Source organism: Alkaliphilus serpentinus (assembly GCF_009017255.1).
Taxonomy (GTDB): domain Bacteria; phylum Bacillota; class Clostridia; order Peptostreptococcales; family Natronincolaceae; genus Alkaliphilus_D; species Alkaliphilus_D serpentinus.
This window is the reverse complement of sequence record NZ_WBZB01000016.1, coordinates 41340-63074: the sequence shown is the minus strand read 5'-3', so window position 1 is coordinate 63074 and position 21735 is coordinate 41340. Positions and strand designations below refer to the sequence as shown.

General features: G+C 34.0%; 20 protein-coding genes. 8 read left to right on the top strand and 12 right to left on the bottom strand.

What is annotated here, in order from left to right:
- The first annotated feature begins 218 nt into the window (after positions 1–218).
- Positions 219–1526 carry a helix-turn-helix domain-containing protein gene (locus tag F8153_RS06410; RefSeq protein WP_151865551.1) on the top strand — a complete coding sequence of 436 codons (1308 nt, stop codon included), beginning with the start codon at positions 219–221 and terminating at the stop codon, positions 1524–1526.
- 208 nt (positions 1527–1734) lie between these two features.
- On the opposite strand, the gene F8153_RS06405 is transcribed toward F8153_RS06410, so the two are convergent.
- From F8153_RS06405 to gpr, 3 genes are all read right to left on the bottom strand, one after another.
- Positions 1735–2040: a hypothetical protein gene (locus tag F8153_RS06405; RefSeq protein WP_192929692.1), complete on the bottom strand. Its 306-nt coding sequence runs from the start codon at positions 2038–2040 to the stop codon at positions 1735–1737.
- A 90-nt stretch (positions 2041–2130) separates the two neighbouring features.
- Positions 2131–3339, bottom strand: a complete 1209-nt coding sequence (spoIIP, locus tag F8153_RS06400; protein WP_192929691.1) for a stage II sporulation protein P — start codon at positions 3337–3339, stop codon at positions 2131–2133.
- 74 nt (positions 3340–3413) lie between these two features.
- Entirely contained in the window at positions 3414–4388 is a 975-nt protein-coding gene (gene gpr / locus F8153_RS06395) for a GPR endopeptidase (RefSeq protein WP_151865548.1), read from the bottom strand.
- Between the two features lie 171 nt (positions 4389–4559).
- On the opposite strand from gpr, the gene rpsT reads away from it, so the two are divergent.
- Positions 4560–4823: a 30S ribosomal protein S20 gene (gene rpsT, locus F8153_RS06390; RefSeq protein WP_151865547.1), complete on the top strand. Its 264-nt coding sequence runs from the start codon at positions 4560–4562 to the stop codon at positions 4821–4823.
- Positions 4824–4917: 94 nt separating this feature from the next.
- Here the strand turns inward: rpsT and holA are convergent, their stop codons facing one another.
- From holA to F8153_RS06365, 5 genes are all read right to left on the bottom strand, one after another.
- Entirely contained in the window at positions 4918–5955 is a 1038-nt protein-coding gene (holA, locus tag F8153_RS06385) for a DNA polymerase III subunit delta (RefSeq protein ID WP_151865546.1), read from the bottom strand.
- Entirely contained in the window at positions 5952–7388 is a 1437-nt protein-coding gene (locus F8153_RS06380; protein ID WP_192929690.1) for a ComEC/Rec2 family competence protein, read from the bottom strand. The genes holA and F8153_RS06380 overlap by 4 nt, the downstream gene beginning before the upstream one ends.
- A gap of 219 nt (positions 7389–7607) precedes the next feature.
- Positions 7608–7919, bottom strand: a complete 312-nt coding sequence (locus F8153_RS06375; RefSeq protein ID WP_151865544.1) for a hypothetical protein — start codon at positions 7917–7919, stop codon at positions 7608–7610.
- Between the two features lie 73 nt (positions 7920–7992).
- Positions 7993–8730, bottom strand: a complete 738-nt coding sequence (locus F8153_RS06370; protein ID WP_151865543.1) for an MBL fold metallo-hydrolase — start codon at positions 8728–8730, stop codon at positions 7993–7995.
- Between the two features lie 25 nt (positions 8731–8755).
- Positions 8756–10036: a tetratricopeptide repeat protein gene (locus F8153_RS06365; RefSeq protein ID WP_192929689.1), complete on the bottom strand. Its 1281-nt coding sequence runs from the start codon at positions 10034–10036 to the stop codon at positions 8756–8758.
- 381 nt (positions 10037–10417) lie between these two features.
- On the opposite strand from F8153_RS06365, the gene F8153_RS06360 reads away from it, so the two are divergent.
- Positions 10418–11098 carry a hypothetical protein gene (locus tag F8153_RS06360; RefSeq protein ID WP_151865541.1) on the top strand — a complete coding sequence of 227 codons (681 nt, stop codon included), beginning with the start codon at positions 10418–10420 and terminating at the stop codon, positions 11096–11098.
- A gap of 112 nt (positions 11099–11210) precedes the next feature.
- Here the strand turns inward: F8153_RS06360 and F8153_RS06355 are convergent, their stop codons facing one another.
- On the bottom strand, positions 11211–12650 hold the full coding sequence (locus F8153_RS06355; RefSeq protein ID WP_151865540.1) for a TolB-like translocation protein: 1440 nt from the start codon (positions 12648–12650) through the stop codon (positions 11211–11213).
- A gap of 426 nt (positions 12651–13076) precedes the next feature.
- On the opposite strand from F8153_RS06355, the gene F8153_RS06350 reads away from it, so the two are divergent.
- The gene (locus F8153_RS06350) at positions 13077–13937 is read left to right on the top strand and encodes a ComEC/Rec2 family competence protein (RefSeq protein WP_151865539.1); all 861 of its coding nucleotides are present in this window, start codon (positions 13077–13079) and stop codon (positions 13935–13937) included.
- Here F8153_RS06350 and F8153_RS06345 read toward each other — a convergent pair.
- Positions 13927–16170 (bottom strand): Eco57I restriction-modification methylase domain-containing protein, encoded by a 2244-nt coding sequence (locus tag F8153_RS06345; protein WP_151865538.1) that lies wholly within the window; start codon positions 16168–16170, stop codon positions 13927–13929. The genes F8153_RS06350 and F8153_RS06345 overlap by 11 nt on opposite strands.
- Before the next feature lie 243 nt (positions 16171–16413).
- Between F8153_RS06345 and F8153_RS06340 the strand changes: the two genes are divergently transcribed.
- A complete protein-coding gene (locus tag F8153_RS06340) occupies positions 16414–17070 on the top strand; it encodes a hypothetical protein (protein ID WP_151865537.1) in 657 nt (218 codons plus the stop codon).
- Between the two features lie 9 nt (positions 17071–17079).
- Here F8153_RS06340 and F8153_RS06335 read toward each other — a convergent pair whose 3' ends face one another.
- Positions 17080–17961: a hypothetical protein gene (locus F8153_RS06335; protein ID WP_151865536.1), complete on the bottom strand. Its 882-nt coding sequence runs from the start codon at positions 17959–17961 to the stop codon at positions 17080–17082.
- A gap of 418 nt (positions 17962–18379) precedes the next feature.
- Between F8153_RS06335 and F8153_RS06330 the strand changes: the two genes are divergently transcribed.
- Entirely contained in the window at positions 18380–18841 is a 462-nt protein-coding gene (locus F8153_RS06330; RefSeq protein WP_151865535.1) for a hypothetical protein, read from the top strand.
- Positions 18842–18900: 59 nt separating this feature from the next.
- Here the strand turns inward: F8153_RS06330 and F8153_RS06325 are convergent, their stop codons facing one another.
- A complete protein-coding gene (locus tag F8153_RS06325) occupies positions 18901–19350 on the bottom strand; it encodes a hypothetical protein (protein ID WP_151865534.1) in 450 nt (149 codons plus the stop codon).
- Positions 19351–19445: 95 nt separating this feature from the next.
- Here F8153_RS06325 and F8153_RS06320 point away from each other — a divergent pair, with 95 nt between their 5' ends.
- Entirely contained in the window at positions 19446–20444 is a 999-nt protein-coding gene (locus F8153_RS06320) for a hypothetical protein (protein WP_151865533.1), read from the top strand.
- A 44-nt stretch (positions 20445–20488) separates the two neighbouring features.
- Positions 20489–21700 carry an alanyl-tRNA editing protein gene (locus tag F8153_RS06315; RefSeq protein ID WP_151865532.1) on the top strand — a complete coding sequence of 404 codons (1212 nt, stop codon included), beginning with the start codon at positions 20489–20491 and terminating at the stop codon, positions 21698–21700.
- Positions 21701–21735 lie beyond the last annotated feature (35 nt).

Sequence of the window (21735 nt, the reverse complement as noted above, 5' to 3'; positions counted from 1 at the left end):
TTAATCTGCGTAACTTTATAAATTATATCATAAACTCTCAAAAGGTGGTAGTGAAAATTTCCATTGTTATTATAGGTATATATGTCTACAGATATTAATTTTTTTTTATATTTATAAGTAATTGTCTATCCTTAATTGAATTGTTCTATTTGTTAGTATATATTTAAGTTGAGAATATAATACTGCTTAATCAAGGAATCAAATAGGGGGGTAATTATTTGGAATTTTCAAGCGTAGGAAAAAAGATTAAGAAGCTTAGAAGAGATTTAGGATTAAGGCAGGATGCACTAACCAATAATGAAATTACCAGAAGCCTCATAAGTATGGTTGAGAATAATAAAAGGACCCTCACCTATCATTCTGCCCAAGTCATAGCAGAATCTCTAAATAAATATTATGAAAATCTTGGTAAAACCATTACGGCTGAATATTTATTGGAAACAGAAGAGGATCAAGCCCGAAACTACATTTATGGTCAGTTAAAGGATTTAGAAGAAAACCTACAGGCAAGTAAAGTATATAGCCTTATGGATATAGAGAACATTTTTAATAGATTGTTGGAAATTTCAAAGGAATGGAATTTAAAAAGAGAGCAGGCTGAGGTCCAACTGCTGAGGGGCAAAGTTCATTTTAAAAACAAACATTATTATGAAGCCCTTTCTGATTTTTCTATAGCTTTATTATATTTTACCCAGCAAATGGAGTATAATAGCGCTGTAGATATTGAGTATCATAAGGGCCAATGCTATCAGGAGTTAGGCCTCTATGAGGAGGCATCTATTCATTATTATATTTCCTATCTATTGATGGTGGAGCATAGGATTGATGATAATGAACTAAAACAACGGCTGTTATTATCAACCGTAAAATGCTATATAAAATTAAAAAAATATGAAATGGCCCTTCAATATGTCATTCTTTTCAAGGATTTATATTCATATATTGATGAATACTATGATCAGGTATTATTACAGGAAGCCAACTGTTATAGAGCCATTGGTAATTTCAAGAAAGCTGAAGACTTATATCAAGGACTCATAAAAAGGTCAGCTAACCTTTCAATTGATTTACTAATAGAAGTTTATAGGAATTATTCTATTTTGTTTAAGTTTCACCATAACCCCATCAAATCCTTAGAATATTTTGATATGGCTCTAAAAGAAGCTAAGGATTATCATGTTGAATTGCATTATCAGCTAATACTAGAGAAATCCCAGCTATACATTGAGAACAATCACATTAACGAAGCTATAGAGTTGCTGGAAAATTCAACCATTAGTGTCAATACCTCCATTTGTATATTAATGGATATTTATTTAAAGCTAAGCCATCTTTATATCCAAAGGGGAGACTATAAGCAAGCTGAAAATTACCTTAAAAGGTGTGAGGCATTTATCCTTGAAGGGAAGTATCAAGACAGAAGAAAACAATACTACAGCCTTTACGCTGAGCTTTATGCTTGTATTGGAGAAAGAGAGATGACTGTTGAATATATAAGAAAGCTTAGAGAAGCAATAAACAATTAATGATTAATAATTAATAATTAATAATTCGTAATTAGAGAAATGAGGAATTATATAAGCAGATGACAAATATCCTTTAGTTGTGCTGGTAACTTAAAATCACTTCGGTTTATCGAAGTTACATCAATTCAACATTCAACATTTAACATTCAACATTATAAATGATATATTATTTTCAACAGCACCAATTTTCCATTTTCATTATCCTAAGTTAACCTTCAAAAATACAAAAGGACAAACTCCCCATATTAATCGGCAGTTTGTCCTTTATCCATCTATATCCCTTATCAATCCATTCTCTAATTTCAGAGGTCCAAAGAGAAACCTTTTCCCTAACCAATGCACCATCTATGTAGTAAATGTTCCCCATCAAATATATTCCATGTAAATCTTCCATTCTCTCGTAACCCAAAAGCTTTCCATCATAGATGGCAAGCATTTCCCTCATTGTATAATCAGTTGCCATTAAGCCACCCAAAAGCAATAGAAAGATTAATAGGAATAAAAGTTTTACCATTCTGGTGCTTTTTTTTCGTTGTTTTTTTAACTCCATTCTACTCATAAGCATCACCATTGGTATTTTAGCCTATAAATTGATATTCTAAACCTATTCCTTAAGATCATCTAGGGCTGTAGCAAATATATCTACTATATATATAGCCGATAGCTTAGCCTCTTCTATTGTATTGGCATTACTGCCGACCTCCACCAATGCATAATGGTCTGCTAAAAACTGGTTAAAGCTGCCGTAGGGCTTAACCAATATAGGCTTACTGAAGTCAGGATATTTTATATCACTATAGGCCTTAATATACTTTGCAAAGGTTTCTACCTTTTGACGATTAGGAGTGGCTGAACCGATAACAAGCTGAAATTTCGAAGAGGTTTTATCATTATGAGTATATCTATTATTAGCAGTAATTGTATTTCGATTTGGGTTGGTATCTATTTTATCATAACCGTCCCTATGAATATCTAGTACTACCTTAATGCTAGGATTCTTTTTCAATATGTCCATTACAGTGCTCTCAGATCTAAGATATGAGCCATTATAGGAGGGATAATCATGATAGGTTGTATCATGGATTACTTCATATCCCCTTTTTTCAAACTCCTCTGCCATAATCTTACCTATTTCAATAACTGAGTATTCCTTCCTCTGGGTGTGATAATTCCCTTCAGATGCTGGCTTATAGGATTCAGTTCCATGGGTATGATAAATAAGAATTTGGGGCTTATCCTCTTGAAAACTTAACTTTTGTGGAATTTCTACACCAGAAATCTCAACGTCACCTTCAATACTATCAATTATTGAATCGTCTTCGGGTAAGTAAATACCGTCTATATCTTCCCCTTTATCATCATCATTTATTGGATTTTCTTTATTGCTAGGGTTATCCACTTCCTTTGTTTCATTATTCTCCACAATATCCTTTGGATTAAATGCTTCTTTTTCTACTTCTTTATATTCAATCCCAGTAACTAAAGCTACAGCTGGAAATTGGTTTTTTATAAAGGTTAAAGGATTTTTAAAATCAAAGAAAAAAAGCCCTCCAATTAAGCTTTTATAGGTTTTTTTTAACTGAAGGGAGTTTTTCACACTTTGATTAAAACCAGTAGCTGGAAAAATCTGCTGTATAGATTTATAAAAAATAGGGCTTATTTCCTCTGTCTTGTTTGGGTTTAATTTAGCCAATTGGTTTTCAATAATATTCTTACTTAGTACTGTATTCAGTGTTAGGGCAGTGATCCCAATAATTAACACGATAATTATGATGTTTTGGATAAGCCTTATTCTTTTAATCTTTTTGTTCATCATATAGCATCCCAACCCTTCTGTGGTTTTATCTTATAAATCATATGTGGGCTGCTATAAAATTATACCTCTAGCTATTGAATATATCTATTAACATCCTTAAGGTCTATCCCGGGATGAAGGGCAATGTTTATGCCATTGGCAATTATCTGTGATAAAGTTGATATGACTTCATCCACCTCCTTGGGAGTAACCATTACATTTGCATTGTAGGGCTCCAGCACCTCTCTGATTAATGCATATTTTTCTTCATCCTTCAAATCCATCAGCATATTATAAAACTGTGAGCCCTTTGAGGTTTGCCTTGCAAAGGCCTCTATCACCATTTTAATTGTGTCGTTGGTAAGGGTTGCAGCGTCCACAACAGTAGGAACCCCTATAGCAATAACAGGCACCCCTAAATTTTCTTGATTGAGGGCCTTTCGCTTATTACCAATCCCAGATCCAGGGCTGATCCCCGCGTTTGACAACTGTATTGTAGTATTTACCCTTTCCATCTTACGAGATGCTAATGCATCTATTGCAACAACCACATGGGGCTTGGTTCTTTCTACTATCCCCTTAATGATCTCTGTAGTCTCTATTCCAGTCAGACCCATAACTCCTGGGGATACTGCACTGATTTCTGCCAAATCATCATCCTGATCTTTATTATAAAACTGAAATAAGTGACGAGTGACAAATACTTTTGAAACAGCTTTGGGGCCTAGGGCATCTGGGGTTACATTCCAATTACCCAACCCAACCACCAGAGCCTTTAAATTTTTTTCTGGCCCAACAAGAGCCCGTAGCTCCTTTGCCAATAGCTGACTAATTTCATCCCTTAAATCTGCATCACTCCTCCTTAAGGCTGAAGATTCAATGGTGATATATTTTCCTATGGGTTTACCCATGATGGCTTCTGCTTCCTTTTCTAAGACCTCAACTCTGGTAATGGTAACATCCTTAAAAAAATCCTGATCAACAGCCACACCGGGTATTTCAATTTGCTTCTCTTCATGGTATAATTCTCTTGCCTCCATCGCAAGGTCAGTTCTAACTTGAAACATTTCTTCACCTCATCTCATTTTTTATTAGTATTTGATTAAATGTTATAAAATATAAACAAATGTATCATATTATTGTTAATGGCAATAAAACAAATATAATTTTTTTATTGCATTTTATATGCTTTTCTGATAAAATTACTGTGTTAATGACCACGCAAGGGGGTGAATAGGTTGGCAAATATTAAATCAGCAATGAAGCGTATTAAGGTTATTGCTAAGAAAACTGCAAGAAATAGAATGGTTAAATCTCAATTAAAAACTGCAGTGAGAAGATTTGAAGAAGCAATAACTGCTGGAGCTTTAGATGATGCCAAGGCAAGATTAAAATTTATCGAGAAGAAGCTACACCAAGCTGCTGCTAAAGGTGTAATTCACAAGAAGAAGGCCTCAAGAAAGGTATCAAGACTAGCTTCAAGATTAAACAAGGCAATGTAATTCCTGTGTTGAAAAAATCCGTGTCTCGATTCCATTCAATACTTAGAATAAAAAAACAGCGTACAAAAGTACGCTTTTTGCTTTTTTTGATTTACTATCCCTTACACAATTCCATAATTAATATTTCAAAGGCTAGTCGATCATTAATTTTTCCCGATTTAATCATGTACTCCATTTCCAAAGCTTTATTTAATAATTCCTTAAGTCTACTTACAGTAAAGCCTTTGCTATGGGTTGCAGCCTTAGATGCGACATAGGGGTGAATTCCGATCTTAGTTGCGATCATTTTAGAATTATATCCCTCCTCCATTAGGAGCTTCACCATGAGAATATTTTTTGTTTGGTTGACAATTGTGGCCATTAGCTTAAATACAGTTTCTCCACCATCAAGGATATCAGTTACCCCCACCATAGCTTCCTTCAAATTCTTTGCCCCTATGGCATCTAATAGCTTAAAAATATCACTTTGATGCTTAAATACAGATATATCTTCAATATCCTGCATTTCTATCCTTTCCTTGTCTCCTACATATGCAATGATTTTATTCATCTCATTTTCAATATCTAAAAGACTCTGGGTGGCATTTCTCCCAATATAGTCTAAATTACTCACCAATGTCATGGAATCCTTTTGGGGGAGTGTTTTCCCTCTTTTTTGAAAGTACTTTATAATCCATGTTTCCAATTCTTTATCCTTTAATTTGTTGATTTGAACTACTTCACCATATTTACCAATGGCTTTAACCAATTTTCTTCTTGAATCAACGGAGGGCAATCCATAGAAAACCAAACAGGTGGTATCCGGTAACCCCTCAAGATATTTTATCAATTCCTCTTCTTCTTCATCTGATAGCTTCTTTTTTCCTTGTAGGACTTCAAAATCCTTTACCATTACTAGTTTTTTATCCGCCATAAAGGGTAGGGTTTCACAGGCATCTATCAGGGTAGACACCGATATGTCCTTACCTATTAGATTTGTATAGTTTAGCTCTATAAAATCAGGGGAGATTAGGTGCTTAATAATTCTTTTAACACTGTCCTCCATAAGATAGGGCTCTTCTCCATAGATTAAATATAAGCCTCCTAAAGAGTTGGCTTTTATTTGTTTTAAAAGGTCCTGATAGTTGATCATTTGTTAGTCCCCCATATCCTTTTACTTGATAAATGATAGATGACAATAAGAAAAATATAATATGTAATGAATGTGATGACATTGATGTTGGTTATTTCAATGCTACTGTAGTTAAAGCTGCTTAGAAATTCAACAACCCATAAGGTATAGCTTAGAAGCAGGTTGGTTAATTGATTTATAATGACTGCAAAGCTCAAATTCAGAATGCCTAAAATAATACTAAAAAGAGCTAGACCTAGAATAATAGACATAAAGGGTACAATTAAAAGATTTGCCAACCATGCTACAATGGATATTTCCTTGAAATGATAGGCTATTATTGGTATGGTGGCAAGCTGTGCTGAGATAGTAACCGCCAGAAGTCCTCCAATAACCTTTGGTACAAAGGCAAATAGCTTATTCAGTTTAGGATAAAGAAGGATAATCCCCATAGTGGCTGCAAAGGATAGCTGAAAGGATACCGAAAATATTGCAATTGGATTAAATAAAAGAATAATAAAGGCTATTGCAGATAGACCATTAATAGAATCATAGGGTCTGTGGAGGTTATATCCCAAAATGAATACTCCAAACATTGCTATGGCCCGTATAATGGATACAGGAAAGGCTGCAATATATCCATAAATTAAGAGAAGGGCTAAACTTATTAGATATCCTGTATTCTTACTGAAGCCCATCCAAGCCATAGCCCTACCAAGAATCAGGATGATAATGCCTACATGGAGGCCGGATATGGCAATTACATGGGCTGTGCCACTGCGAGAAAAGGTTTTTAGAACCTCCTCTGATAAATATCCTTGATTCCCAAATACCATACTCTTAGCTAAACTCCCTTGATTATAGCCCAAGGTTTGATCAAAAATCTCCTCTGCAATCCCTTTAAACCTCAAACTGCTTATTAATGGATTCCATTTTACTGTATCGATAACTTCTATAGAATTGGCGGAAGCGGATAGGATATGGTCTATTCGATTAGACTTTAAATAAAGGTTATAACCCTCTGGTCTGTACCCTTCTATATACTCATAAGAGGATATATCCTTTAGTTTTATCCATTGGCCACCCTTCATGGGCGGAGTGTCACCATCATGATAGATTAACAACCTTGCTTTTTCCTGAAGCTTCATCTCCCACTTATTAGTCTGTAGCTTTGTAACCTTTATATCCACCTGCCAGTTAAAATCACCTTTTATTGGATCCCTTAATACCTTAGCAATTCCATAGTGATGATCCTTTGTTAAAGGAACAAGTCTACTTTCTTGGGTAAATTGTAACTGATATAAAATAATTCCCAGAATGAATAGGATAACCCCTATGAAGAATGTAAACTTTTTATCTATAGTAATGATACAAAATAATGCTCCTAACATTATGATCACTAAAAAAGCTACATTTACTCTAATTGCAATCCAATATGAAAATACGATTCCCATAGCTAGAAAAATGAATAAAAATAGAAAAGGTCTTTTTTTCAGCTTCAACAAAAATTCCATCACCATACTATTTACCCATAGAAGTGATCTTCTCTTTATTTACTAAAATAAAAATTATTATAGAGGCTTTCATCCATACTCCCCCCAAATATTTAAACAGCTACTTTATGCCATTATACAAAAAAAAAAGCAGAAAGTCACGTAGACCTTCTGCACCCATTATTTTAACTTCTTACTGGTAATACTTAGATATTGATGGGGAGTATAATATTCATCGGTATGGGTATTATCCTCATAGTTTAAAAAGGCATAGATGTTTATAGAGTGATTGGCTTTATCATGCTTAATTTTAATAGAGTCCGGTCTACCATCATCCCTATGGTAACCAAGAAATAATTTAAGAATATTTGTAGCTGCTTCATCGTTTACATCTTCATAAATATTGAGATATTCCTTTTCAGGTATTTCTAAATACAAATCATAACCACCATCATCCTTTTTAACTCTTCTCTCCATCATACTATTTAACATAATATAGCCACCTTTCCTTTAAAGGTTCTCTATATTATTTTTACCCTATAGCTTAAATTTATGAATTACAGATTTAAATATAATAAGTCTTTCCTTCCTCTGCAATTTCAATTATATTAGGGAATATTTCACGGGCTTCTTCATAAAGATTGACAACCTTAACCGGTGGGTAAATATGGGTAAGAATCAGTCTTTTTAAAGAAACTTTTTGGGCAATTTCTGCTGCCTGTAAAGCGGACAAATGGGGAGTGTCATCCTTTCGATTGGCTTCAAGAAAGCCACCCTCACATAAAAACAAATCGCATTTTTTTACATAATCATTAAGCTCTGGAAAATATTTTGTGTCGCCAGAATACACAAATTTTTTAATTCCCTTATCAAAAATCATCCCATAGCATTCAATAGGATGATTGGTTCTAAAAAAGGTTATTTTAATCCCTTTAATTTCTATCCTCATTCCATCGTCTATGATATGTCTATTAAAGGCCTCTTTATAGGGTATTCTCTCATATTCTTCCCTTGGACTTGAAGGCAGATAAAGGTCAATTGACTTTTTCACCCGACCTTCCATTTGGCCAATTGCTATGGCGTATCTCAGTACCATTAGGTCACTCATATGATCAGGATGTAAATGGCTTATTAATATTGCATCAAGGATATTCAAATCTCCACAATGGGCAAAATACTTTGATATTACGCCGTTTCCACAATCAATAAGAATTTTAGTATCCATATCCTCCAACAGATAGCCTGAGCATGCACCTTTAGCCTTTGGATAGGGTCCGTAGCAACCTAAAACTGTTAGCTTCATTTGTTTAACACCCCTCTACAAATCTTCATTCTTCATTCTTCATTCTATTAGTACCCTCTTCCAAAAACTGCTTCAGCATATTAATGGCTTCATGAACGGGCTCATAGCCTGGCATCATTCTTCTGGCTTTATAAAGATACCACTTAGCCTTTTCATAATTTTCTAGTTGAAAGTAAATAATTCCCATTTGATATTGAGGGTAACCATTCTCTGGGATAAGGTCTAAAAGCTTTTTTGTATAGCTTAAGGCAGAATCATTATCCTTTAGCTTATACAGATAAATCTGAGATAAGCTTAAAAGAGTGTAAGAATCATCGGGGGAGAGCTTTAAGGACTTTTTATAGTTTTTAACCGCCTCTTGGTAATCCTCCAGTTCATAATAAACCGCAGCTATACCATTATACAAATCTATAGTAAAATCATCGATATTCTTAACCTTCATTTTCTTCAAAGCCCTTTGGTAGCAATCCAGAGATTCTTCATTCATTTCCTGCTCGTAATATATGTCTCCCAATAGCTTCCAAAAGAAGGCGTTGTTTGGATGTATATGAATTACTTTTTTCAAATAATCGATTGAATATTCGTAGTTTCCCATGTTGTTTAATGCAATTATTAGATTACTGATTAAGTACTTGTTATAGGGCTTCTTCTTTAAAGCAGTTTGACAAACCTTTACTGCCTCCTCCTCCATTCCATTTATGATAAAGAAGCTGCTCATATTTAAATAGGGTTCTATGGAGTCGGGTTGTAACATGATGTGAAGCTTTAGGCATTTAATAGCCTTGCCTAAGTTATTACTTTCTTCAAAAAGATAGGCTAGCTCCTCAAATATATAAAATCTCTTATATTTCTTTAAGAAAAAAGGATTATATTTTAAGATCACCTTTAAACCCCAATAGGCCACCATGTATCGTTTTTCCTTCATATGACTCTTAACCTCGGCATAGAAAACCCGCCATTTATCTTCCTCCTCATCTAAGCTTGAAATATGATATTTGTTTATCCATCCATTTTCCAAATCTATGGCTTTTTCAAAGGATTTTGGATAAAAAATTCCTTTATCAGAGGTACCTTCTTTATTTAAGCTATGATATAGCCCAACACCCTTTAAGCTCTTGCAAAATTCTATCTCTAGCCAGTATCCAGGCATATGCTTGTAGCTACCCTTGAGCTTCAGTCCCTGAACTCCAGAAACATCTGGATCTATCTGCTTGTTGCCCTCTATTGTAGCTTTACTTATGTTAAAGTGGTCTATCATAAAGTTTGTTCTATTGGCTTTACTGGTAAAAAATAAGTTTAACTTCATGTTTAAAGCCTCCCTTCTAGTCAGCTTGTGCATCTATTATTCTACTATAAGTATGCTGATTTGTTAACCATAAAAAGTAAATTCATTGAAAAAGGGCTAATGATTCATTAGCCTTAGGTTAAAATTACTAAGAAGGGGCTATGTACAAAGACCCAATTAACAAACGATGAAATAAGACTTTAGTTGGAATTTGTTATTTTTATACTTTTGCTATTTACATTGAGGATTATAACTGATAATATACATTTAATTACAATATTTTCTTTATTTTTCTATTTTATTTATTTATCGTTATTAATGTTTTTATTTGTGATTTCGTAGCCATGTTATCATATTTTATATACCCAATTAAGTAAATAGCAACCCTCAGGAGATGATTGTATGAAGTTAAAAAATACTAAATATTTAGTAGTATTTCTCCTTCTAATTTTACTTACTTCAAGTTGTTCTCCAGCAAAGAAAAATTTGGAAGATAAAAATTCTAATGATATAAATGTGGAGGAAGCAATAATACCAGCAAATAATACGGAGAATGGAAAAAATGAGGAAAACCCAGAAAATCCTTATGCCTTTACAGGAGAATTGACAAACAATCCTCTTGATGAAGTTAACATTTATGTTTTCAACTACAGCTATTTTAGATATCTTTTGCCTTATGATAAGAGTTATAGCAATGAGCTAGGATGGGATAATATATCATCAATGCTACAAGAGGTCTTTAATGCAGTTAAATCTCAAGAAGGCCAATATGTTGAAAAGGATACTATGCTAGTAAAAGAAATGCTCTTTAATTTGGGATTTCCTGAAGGAGATGAAAAAATAAAGTATAATGCAGCATTGAAATATATTACCATCCATTACAAGCACCCAGTAGAATTTACATTTCATGATTTTTCTATATTGGCAGATGGCATTTCAATTTTGTTAAACCCTGATACCAATATTGTAGAATTGTATATGAAAAATAATGACGAAATCTATAAATACTATGCTGAGGATATAGAAGAATATTACGATAACTGGTTTGCTGATTTTTTAAGGAGCCAAGAGATATATCCATAGTACATCTTTCTAAAAAATAACAAAACGTGCTATTCTGTTACCACAACAGTCATAGCACGTTTTGTTATTTTCAGTTCAGATTGAGGGTTAATAAGTCATTGTCTTGGGGAATTTATTCTTTAGGGTTGTAAGGAACCACAGCAATTTCTGTTGCTGGTCCATCCTGAAAAACAACAGCTATTGAACTAATATTGCTGAGATATTGTATGCTATCAATCTCTCTTCTGTTCTTAAAAAGGCACCTACTATTTTGACTATCTAATGCATACAAAGAATTCTCCTTTATATAGATAATCTCATCATTGATGATTAAAAAGGGAATTTCTTTATTGGTCTTTGATAGCTTAAAGCTATTAATTTCGTCAATTGTTGTACTACTACCATCCCCTGTATTCACAACCTTTAATCCAGTTCCTTCATCTTGAGAAACATTGAGAACTAAGCTTTGATTCTCCAGCAGCTGATAGCTGATTATGAAGGCATCATTCTTATAGGTGGTTATACTTTTACTCTTTACTGTATATAGATAAAGGAGTGATAGATCAGTATCTCCACCAGTAAAAATAAGGATGTCGTCATTGGGAGTCCACTGGGCCCCACCAATGATTTTATTAGGACCCTCAACCTCGGTGACTAAACTGATTTTTCTGCTTCCCCGATTAAATATCCCAAGCTTATCGGAGGTATATAGGGGTACACCATTTATAGTCTCCTTTGCTACAGCCTCCGAACTACTTCTATAGAGATAGGCAATATGATTCTGATTGTTGCTCCATACGGGACAAACACCATAAATTAAATCATGAAGGATTTTACCACTATCTGAGTAAAAGCTCTTAAAGCCTTCTATTCCATTATCATCCTTCGTAATTAAGGTTAGATAAGTTCCCTTAGGAGATAAAATAACCCTTTCATGAAAATTCTTTAAGTACTCTTCCACTTCTATGTCTAAATTAAAGCTTGTAAATTGTTTTGTATTCAAGCTATAGATGCTGATATTTTTTGTTTCATCATCTATAAATGCTATCCTGCTGCCATCTTTACTAATTTTATAACTGGGATAATCTTCTCCAGCAATGGTTGCTATGGATTTAAAGCTATTCTTGCTTAGATGATACAATGTAAAACCTTCAGTCTCTTTAATGATGAAATATCTTCCCTCTAAGGGGCTTTCTATTGCTACAATCCGCTCACCATCATTAAGTAAGTCAACTATAGGGGGATTCGTCTCTTCCCATTCTATTTCTTGAAGCTTAAGAAGGAGGGTTTTTCCTGACTCCTCATCAGTCAATAGCAATTGCTCCTCATTCTCCCAAATAAAAAAGTCTTTAATTTCTCCACCGGTTATACGAAAATGGTCTTCATTTTTCTCGATTTTTATATCAAAAACTTCTTCAATTTCCGGTTCTTCCTCAACTTCTGTTGCTTCTTTAATTTCCTCTACTTGAAGGGCCAATGATTCTGTTTCTATATCATCGGTAGCTGTACATCCAGTTAATAACAATGAAATCACCATCAATAAGATGAATAATCTATGAGCTGTCACTTTCATCCTCATCCTCTCTTTTTAATTTAATAGGAAAGTTCTCTTTTTTCCTATTAAATGGGGGATTTTAAGGGGCCCCTCCCCCTTATAAAAATAAGGAGAGGTGAGTTGTGTCACGAATAAGTGACACTGTGCTACGAACGGCGTCGAGACGGTGAGACGACCGAAAAAGAAGTGTCCTAGAGAACGCATGGGTTCTCTGGAAAACAAAAGCATTTTAACCATAGAAAATTAACGCATGAAATGCTTTTGTTCTAAGTGTTAATTCTCCCTTCTTAGGCAGTAAGTATTGCCCTCCAACTACCAATTTTATACCATTTCATTTTGACTGATTTCTAATTCATGATCTCTTATAATATAAAACATAAGGTTCTTTTCTTTTTAGTGGACTTCTTATATGATTATAGTATAGATAGATTAGGTAGGTGTTTTATGTTCTCTAAGCGTGTAATTTTATTATTGGTTTTTACGATACTTATAACCAGCCTTGTGGGCTGTGAGATTTCACCCAATGTCCAAACAATCTCCAACGACAGATTTCTAAAGGTTCATGTGCTAGATGTAGGTCAAGGAGATAGTATTCTTATTACCACCCCTGAAAACAAAGCAGTGTTGATAGACGGTGGCCAGCCTCAATATGGCCCATACATTGTAGACTATTTAGAGGACCAAGGGGTTGATACCATAGACATTCTCATTGCCACCCATCCCCACGCTGACCATATTGGTGGGCTAAAGGATGTTATAGAAGCTCTAGAAATAAAGGAAATGATTATGCCAAAGGTTAGTCATACCAGTAAAACCTTCGAAGAGCTATTACTTACAATTGAGAGTAAAAATCTATTAATCACTCCTGCTAAGGGAGGCTTAACCTATCAGTTGGACCCTGATATTAGCCTATCAATTTTAGCTCCCTTAAGGGATGGCAACAGTTTAAATAATTGGAGTGTTGTCGCTAGATTGGTTTATGATAACAAAGCCTTTCTTTTTACTGGTGATGCAGAAATTGAGGTTGAAGAAGACCTTTTGGCTACCTATGAAGAAGTCAATTTAAAAAGTCATTTATTAAAGGTTGGTCACCATGGTAGTAAAACCTCCACCAGCAAAGAATTTTTAGATGCCGTAGAGCCTGATATCGCCGTTATTTCCTTAGGTAAAAACAATACCTATGGCTTTCCCCATACTGAAACCTTGGAAAAGCTACAAAATTTCCATATCTATCGAACAGATCACCATGGTACAGTGGTTTTTTACAGTGATGGTAAGGAGATATGGACCAACACTAAGCCCTAAGTACTCCTATTTTGATTTTGGCATTGCAGAAATCTTTAATATAGTATATTTCTTCCTCTTCCAACCTGTAAAGCTCAAATACCAATTGGTCTATTCTATGATAGCATTGTTGAAATTGGTCTTGATCTAAATTACCAAAGGTCAGCTGGTAGGCAGTTCTTTCGATCTCTTTTATGACCTCAAGATCATCTGTGTAACAGATGGGAATCGATTTTAGGGGAGTAGAGTATAGCTCTAAATACTCTCCCTTTTTTTTGCCTCTATGATAGAGCCAGTAGTATATTACTGATGAGTTTAATATTCCTAAAAGATAGAATATGGAGTTTGATTCATCCTTCAGAGTGATGTAATAAACGTCTGCACTGGCATACCATGGACCCTCATGGTATGCAAAGGAATTCACATTAGCTCGTTGAGGCACTAAAAGCTTTTTCCCTTCAAAGATTTTTTTACTTCTAGGCCATTGTAGGGCGTACCATTTTCTTGTCCCCTTTTTAACCTCCCTTCTTTCCATTAAAAGAGTTTTATATTCTTTCAAATGGTTATAAAGGGCAGGATAATCTATTATATCCTTAGGATACTCATCATCCAGATACAAGATCTTTAGACCCCTACTGGTTTTAGTAGAATATCTAACTATATCGCTATTTTTATAGAAATCTTTAAGGAAATTTTTATATAAAGGATGATCAAGGGCCTTTTCCTTTACCTCTGCTTCTTTTAACACAAATATCCCCTTCCCAATATTCTGGCTAAGTCCAAGGGCATTACCCCATGCTGTAGATAGTCTATCGGCTCCACTAACCATCCCTTGGTTGATATTGCATAGTTCACCTAAAGCTTTTGTAGAAACCGATAGTAGTTTTTTCTGTAGCTTAAAATCCATCTTCTCTTGATAAAGGACTATGTTGCCCCTCTCATCATATAAATCTACATTAAAAACCTTGGAGTTGACAACCCCTTTAACCTCTTTACCATTTAAAGCCTTATGAATATCCGATAGCTTTCTTGTTTTATCCCCCAAATGAATGATCTCAGCTTCAATGCTTTTTTTGGTTTTCTCAGCTAAAAATATCAGATTGTGTTGACCCTTTGCTTCCTTAAATAAATTTACCTCATTAAAATTTACCAGCCATCGAAAGGTCATATGCTTTCTAAAAAAGGCCCTTAGCTTTTGTCCTCCATCGGCAGTAACAAAATAGTTTGTTGTAATATAAATCAATGTTCCCTCCTGCTTTAATAGCTGATAGCCACGATATATAAAAAAGTAAAAATAGTCCATCTTACTTTCATAGTAGGAGTCTCCAAAAGAGGTTTTTTTGATTTCCTCAAATATTCTCTTATTACCCTTTTCTCCTATATAAGGCGGATTTCCAATTACTAAATCAAATTCTCCCTCTAATTTCCTTTGGTTGATTTCATCTGTCAACAAACCATCTGCTGCAAGAATATTTAGGGTGTAATCCTTTGCTTCTGTAGTAGACCCTTTATTAATCTCCATCAAGAGAAGGAGCTTACAAAGGGCTACAGTATCCTCTTGGAGATCAATACCATAAATATTATTTAAAATTAGCTCTTTTATTTCCACAGTTTGCTTTCTGACACCAAGAAGGCTATATAATGTTAATAAAGCCTCTGTGATGGTCTTTAAGGCCTCCCTTAAAAACACGCCTCCGCCACAGGCGATATCAATTACTTTGATTCCCTCTAGGTGGGTAATTAATTTCCTTGCAATAGCTTCTTCTAGATTAATACTTTTGTGATCTAATACAGCTTGTAACATTTTTTGTTGCTTACCCTCTTTTACAGTAGCTAATATCCCTCTATTCACCATTAAATCAACAATTTCAGCAGGAGTATAATAGGTCCCGGTTTTACTTCTAAGGTTATTTTGCAAGGCTCCCTCAAATAATATCTCAAATTCCTTCAAGGCTACCTCCTGAAGGTCCCCTATCTTCTTAAAGGAGAAACGCGATAGGATTTTTTTATGGACTTCATTGTAGAATTCCTCAGGGATTTCAGTAAATCCACTAAGATATGAATTAAAATGATGATCTCCATCTAGATAATCTAGAAATGTCTTTTTGCTATTTAATGGAGTATTCTGTGGGTATAAATTATAGTAGTATATTTGGAGGTATATCCATAGTAATCCTTCAGGTTTTTTAAAAGATAGCCCTTGAAGGTTTTCGTTTATAAAGCTTTTACATTCTAAGTAAAATTCTGACCTCATCACATGCCTCCTTTGAAAAAAATTACTATTTTAAACAAAAAAAACAGGTGAAGATAAATCTTCACCTATCCTCAATCATATTTGGGCATTTATATGATTGAACTTGCGCTTTTGTTGGCATTGTATTGTTTCAACATTTCACCTTAAAAACCCTTCTTTTTTTTAAAAAAATATTTTTTTATGTAATAAAACAATTCTCAATTCTTAATTCTTCATTTTCTTTAAGAGAGGAGGCTACCAACCGTGAGTAAAGTATCCCGTGTAAATAGCGAACGATTAAGAAATATGTATGTAGACAGAAAGGTGTCTGTGAATTCAATATCAGCTCCACCTGCTGTTGACCCAATTAAGCCTGCAAAAAATGATACCACCTTTTCAAAGGACACCTATTTACTATATTCAGAAGCATTCTATGAAAAGCTGAGGGATTTAAAAAAGCATTATAAACGCTTTTATCTAAACCAGCAGCAGCTTGAAGATACCCTTGATTCCTTTAAGGAGAATGAAGATTATGATTCTATAAACCAATTGACCCAGTTATTAAGGGACCTAGTTGATAAATATAATCATGCCTATGAGAGCTTGAAAAAATTAGAAAGTCACCTTAATACCCTAGAATATAGCAATCAAATTAAAGAAACCCTGTTAAAATATCAAGATTCCTTAAAGAATATCGGAGTTACTATGGATGAGTTTTTCCATCTTCATTTTAACTCTGTTGACATAAACCTTCAATCTGATATTCTTTTTCTCTTTGATTATGAAAATGGTTTAATTAGAAAGCTCTTCAATATTTTTAGAAGCATTAAACTCTCAAGAGCTACAAAAAACAAGACCTATGATATTGACTCCCATGGGACCTTCTCTATAGCTGGTATGTTGCTAGATAAAAGACTATAGAGTTTGGAATTATAGGATGTCATCTATTGTAAGGTTTTCATCCCGTATATGTAATATATCCTTACCCAGCTTGGCTTCTAACGTTGACCTGAGTTTTTGTCTTTCTGAACTGCTTTTACATTCCACCTCAAGGTTTTTTTCACTGAGGACAATTTCTGCTACTACCCTACCTTTATGAGAAAGGCTAAATATTTCTTCATTTCCGTTGATCTCTGGGGAGGTATCCATATCCCTCAGAAGACTTCTAACCCTTTTATGGTCCTTTACGGCATAGACACTTTGATAAACAGTCAAATCTGCCCTTTGGTTTTTGTAGGAGCTAATACTGGTTACGATTTTTAGAAGGACTAAGGGATATTTTTTAAAGAACTCTTCATAGGTTAAAGAAGCCTCTAGATTTCTTTTTCTGTCATATTCCTCAACGATATGGCCTACAAGTATGGTTTTAAACTGACAGGGTAAAGATATCACAGCTGATCCCAGCAGTCTGCCATTGGGACTCCTCATAAACCTTCCAATAACTATATCATACTTTTCGATTTCCTCATCCATTTCATCCTTTGATACCTTTATTTTAAATCTGGTAAAGACATCCTTAAGAATTAGATAATTTTCTTCGAATCTATCAACCTCATAAACCCCAACAAAGGAGGTTAATGCTGCTTTAAGATATTCCTCATCCTCCTTAGGTATAGCCTCTTTATCTATAGGATAATAAACCTCACTAAAGGGTTCTTTGTTTTTATCTAAATAATCGTAAGCTAACCAATCGATAAACAACTGGTGATTTTTACAGACCTTAAAAAATTCCTCCTCTAATATGGCTAATTCTTCTATATTTCCTTTCTTATAGATAGAGGTAACGATTTTTTCCGTTATTAGACTATTCATTTGACCACACCTTTCCCTATGTATATCATTATTTTATATTGAATATTTAAATATAATAATCAAGCATATTTATATGGATGATAAATGATAAATGTTGAATGGTGATGATGTTTTGCAGCATATATCTAGCTAAGCGACTAACTCAAATCAGAGATTTGGTTATCTGCTTATTTTCACTTTTAACTTTTAACTATTACCTATTACTTATTACTTATTACTTTCACCCTATAAAAAACCATCATTCATCTATAAAGGTAAATTTATGTATACATATAAAAAACCTTGAAAATCAGAAGATTCAAATGCTATTTCGTCAATTTAGATTTATATGACCTATAGACAATTTGATTAAATCTATTCTCCGATGTATATTATACGTAAAATTGCTTAATGTCACAAGTATAGGGAGGCATAAAACTTGACGAAAATCTTATCTATGGCTGAGCATCTTGAAAAGAAAAAGGATCGAGAAAGAAAAAAAGCCTATTGGCATTCTCTTTGGTTTGCCCATATTAACAATGGTATTAAAGACCTTGCCTATAAGGATAAAAATCGAATATTAAAAAGTATAGACCGAAATTATTTTACAGATTATATAAAAGCAATGGGTACATACAATTCCCAAGGGGATGCTAGTATTAAAAATTATATTTTAGACAGTTTAAATATATCAAAGCCCTTTTCAATAGATCATGCTGTTGAATTTACCAGCGATCACCTAGATTGTTGTATAAGCGATTCCGATTGTGAGAACATAGCCGATATTATTGTTAGAGTAAGTCTTTGCTATACTTTAGACCTATTCTCCGAGGATATGGAACCTATTAATTTGGCAAGACAATATAAATGGGAACATATTTTAATTGAGGAAAATCTGTAATTGTTGATCATTATTTTATAACCCGATCTAGAGTACTCTAAATCGGGTTTATTCATGGTCTATTTATGAAGTTTCTTTCTTTTATTTAGTATTAAATTGGTTATTTTTATTGTAGGATTTTTTACTGTATTTTGTAGTTTTTCTTGTATTTGTTTTAATTCATCCAAAATGAGTTTTCCATTAAATGCTTCTTTATCTATATAATAATTTATAACATCATTAGAAAATACCAAATCACTTTTCATAAAGGTGTCAGTGGCCACCACCAGTGGCATATATTTTTTAATTTCAGTAACACTAGGAACATCCTTAAACCTACCCATTTTGGCTATTTCAGCATCGACATTTAGAGTATATATTACAATGATCCCTTCATCACTAATTTTATAAGTATATTTCACCAGATTCCCAATTAGTAATTGTAGCACCTTAAATTCATCTGTTGCCATAGGGATCGTAAAAATCAGATCTACTGTGTATTCTAAACCATTCTGTGCAATCAATGTCATTATTTTAACCCTTCTTCCAGTACTTCTTTATTTTATATTCATGTCATATCCATATTTGATGATTTACAATCATATATTTCATTGAGGTGATTAATTTGAAAAATATAATTACTATACTATTATTATTACTATTATCCTTCTTTTCCTTTATTTTAAACAATATTTTTTATTCTGATACAGAATACATCAAGGTACTTAAGGAATATTCATCACCAGAATATATGATAACACAAACCTTATTGGATGACTACCTATTAAATATGGAGGATAAAGCAAGCAAAAACATGATTGCCGATAGAGTTCTCAGATCTATTGGTTATCTCCAATGGCTGGAATATATAGATTATATAGAGGTTTTGGTTTACCAGTCTAGTATTATGCCTCAAGAAGAGCCCCAGTTAATTGTTGTTTTAAATTTGACAAAGGACTTTGCAGTAGCAGCAGTATTTGAAAAAAATCTGAATCACTATGTTTATGTTAATCATATTGAAAACCTTGTAAAGGTGGAGTCCCTCCAGTTTATTCCCCTTCCACAGAAGGATTATCATATGATGTTAATCTATCAAATACTGGATGAAAGCTTTGGTGGATTTTTCTATGAAAAATTTGTTGATGTATATAATTACATTGGTGATGATTTCAAAGAAGTTTGGCAAAAAACCCTCTATTATGAGGAAATCTATAATGAATCCTGGATAAATCCCAATGGTGCTAAGGATAAATGGTTTAAGGTAATTGAAGAATCTGTAATAGATTTTTCATTAAATTATCCATTGAAGGTTAATACCATTACAACCTTTAAAAAATATATTGCAACTTCAGAGGATCTTCCTATGGAAGAAGTCTTTAGTCTCACAGAATCCAATTCCTTTACCAATACCTATATATGGGAGGAGGAGTATCAGACCTTTATTATTGGAGAAATTCCAGCCTCAATATTCCCCTATAAGGTGGCTATTATAGAGGATATGGAAAATGATATTTATGAGTTTTATGGTATTAAAAATGATAATTTTAAGCTTAAGACTTCCTTAGGAGACATACTATACATACCGAAAAGCAACCTAGAAAATATGTTAAAAACTACTAATTAATGATATAATCAAAGTTATACTAATGAAAACAGAGGTGATTTTTGATGACTAAGAAACTTTTTTGGGAAGATCCCTACCTTTCTACATTTACCTCTTCAGTTATTTCAGTAGAGGAAAACGAAAACTGGCCGGGAAAATTTCTTGTTGTTTTAGATGAAACAGGCTTTTACCCTGAAGGGGGTGGACAACCTTGGGATGAGGGAAATATAGGTGATGGCTATGTAAGCTATGTATTTATTAAGGATGGAGTTATATATCATGTGGTTGATCAGGATCCTGGTAAAGGTGCTATACAGAAGTGTAGAATAGACTGGGATAGACGCTTTGATTTCATGCAGCAGCATCTAGGTCAGCATATACTTTCTTCTGTGTTTGAAAAACACCATAATGCAGAAACCGTTGGCTTCCACCTAGGAACAGAAACAGTTACAATAGACCTTACCATGGATTCCATATCCGATGAAGAGTTGCAGAAGGTAGAGCTAGAGGCCAATAATCAAATTTATAAGAACCTAAAAGTTCAATCATTATTCCCATCGGTTGAAGGGTTAAAAGAGCTTCCTTTAAGAAAACAACCAACTACCGATGAGGATATACGAATAATTGAAATAAAGGATTACGATTATTCCCCCTGTGGCGGTACTCATCCTGCCTATACTGGTGAAGTTGGGATGGTTAAGGTGAGGAAATGGGAGAAGGTTAGGGGTAATATTCGTATAGAATTTGCATGTGGCTTGAGGGCTTTAAAGGACTTCATTTGGAAAAACCAGCAGATCAATTCTATATCTGCCCTTCTATCCCTTAAGGATGTAGAGGCCTATGAAGGTACAGAAAGAATCTATAGAGAGCTCAGGGATTTAAATAAAAAGTATAATCAACAAAGTCGTCTTTTACTGGAATATCAGGTTAAGGAGTATCATAGGGAGGCAGAGGAATATCAAGGAATTTCCTTAGTTTCTTTGGTCTTTGAGGATAAGGATATGAAGCAGCTTCAAACCTTAGCTGCCGCCTTAAATCAATATCCTAATACCGTTGCTCTATTGGCTGCCAAGGGGGATAAAGCACAGGTAGTTTTTACCCGCTCAAAAGACCTATCCCTTGATATAAGCAAGCTTTTTAAAGAGGTTATTGGTTTAATTGATGGCAAAGGTGGAGGCAATCCCATTACAGCCCAAGGTGGAGGCGACAATGTAGCCAATCTTCAAGGGCTGATGGATGCAGCTGTTATAAAGCTTAAGCATGAGTATGTAAAATAGAAGGTCCAAATATGTGTTAGATAACTTACTGTAAG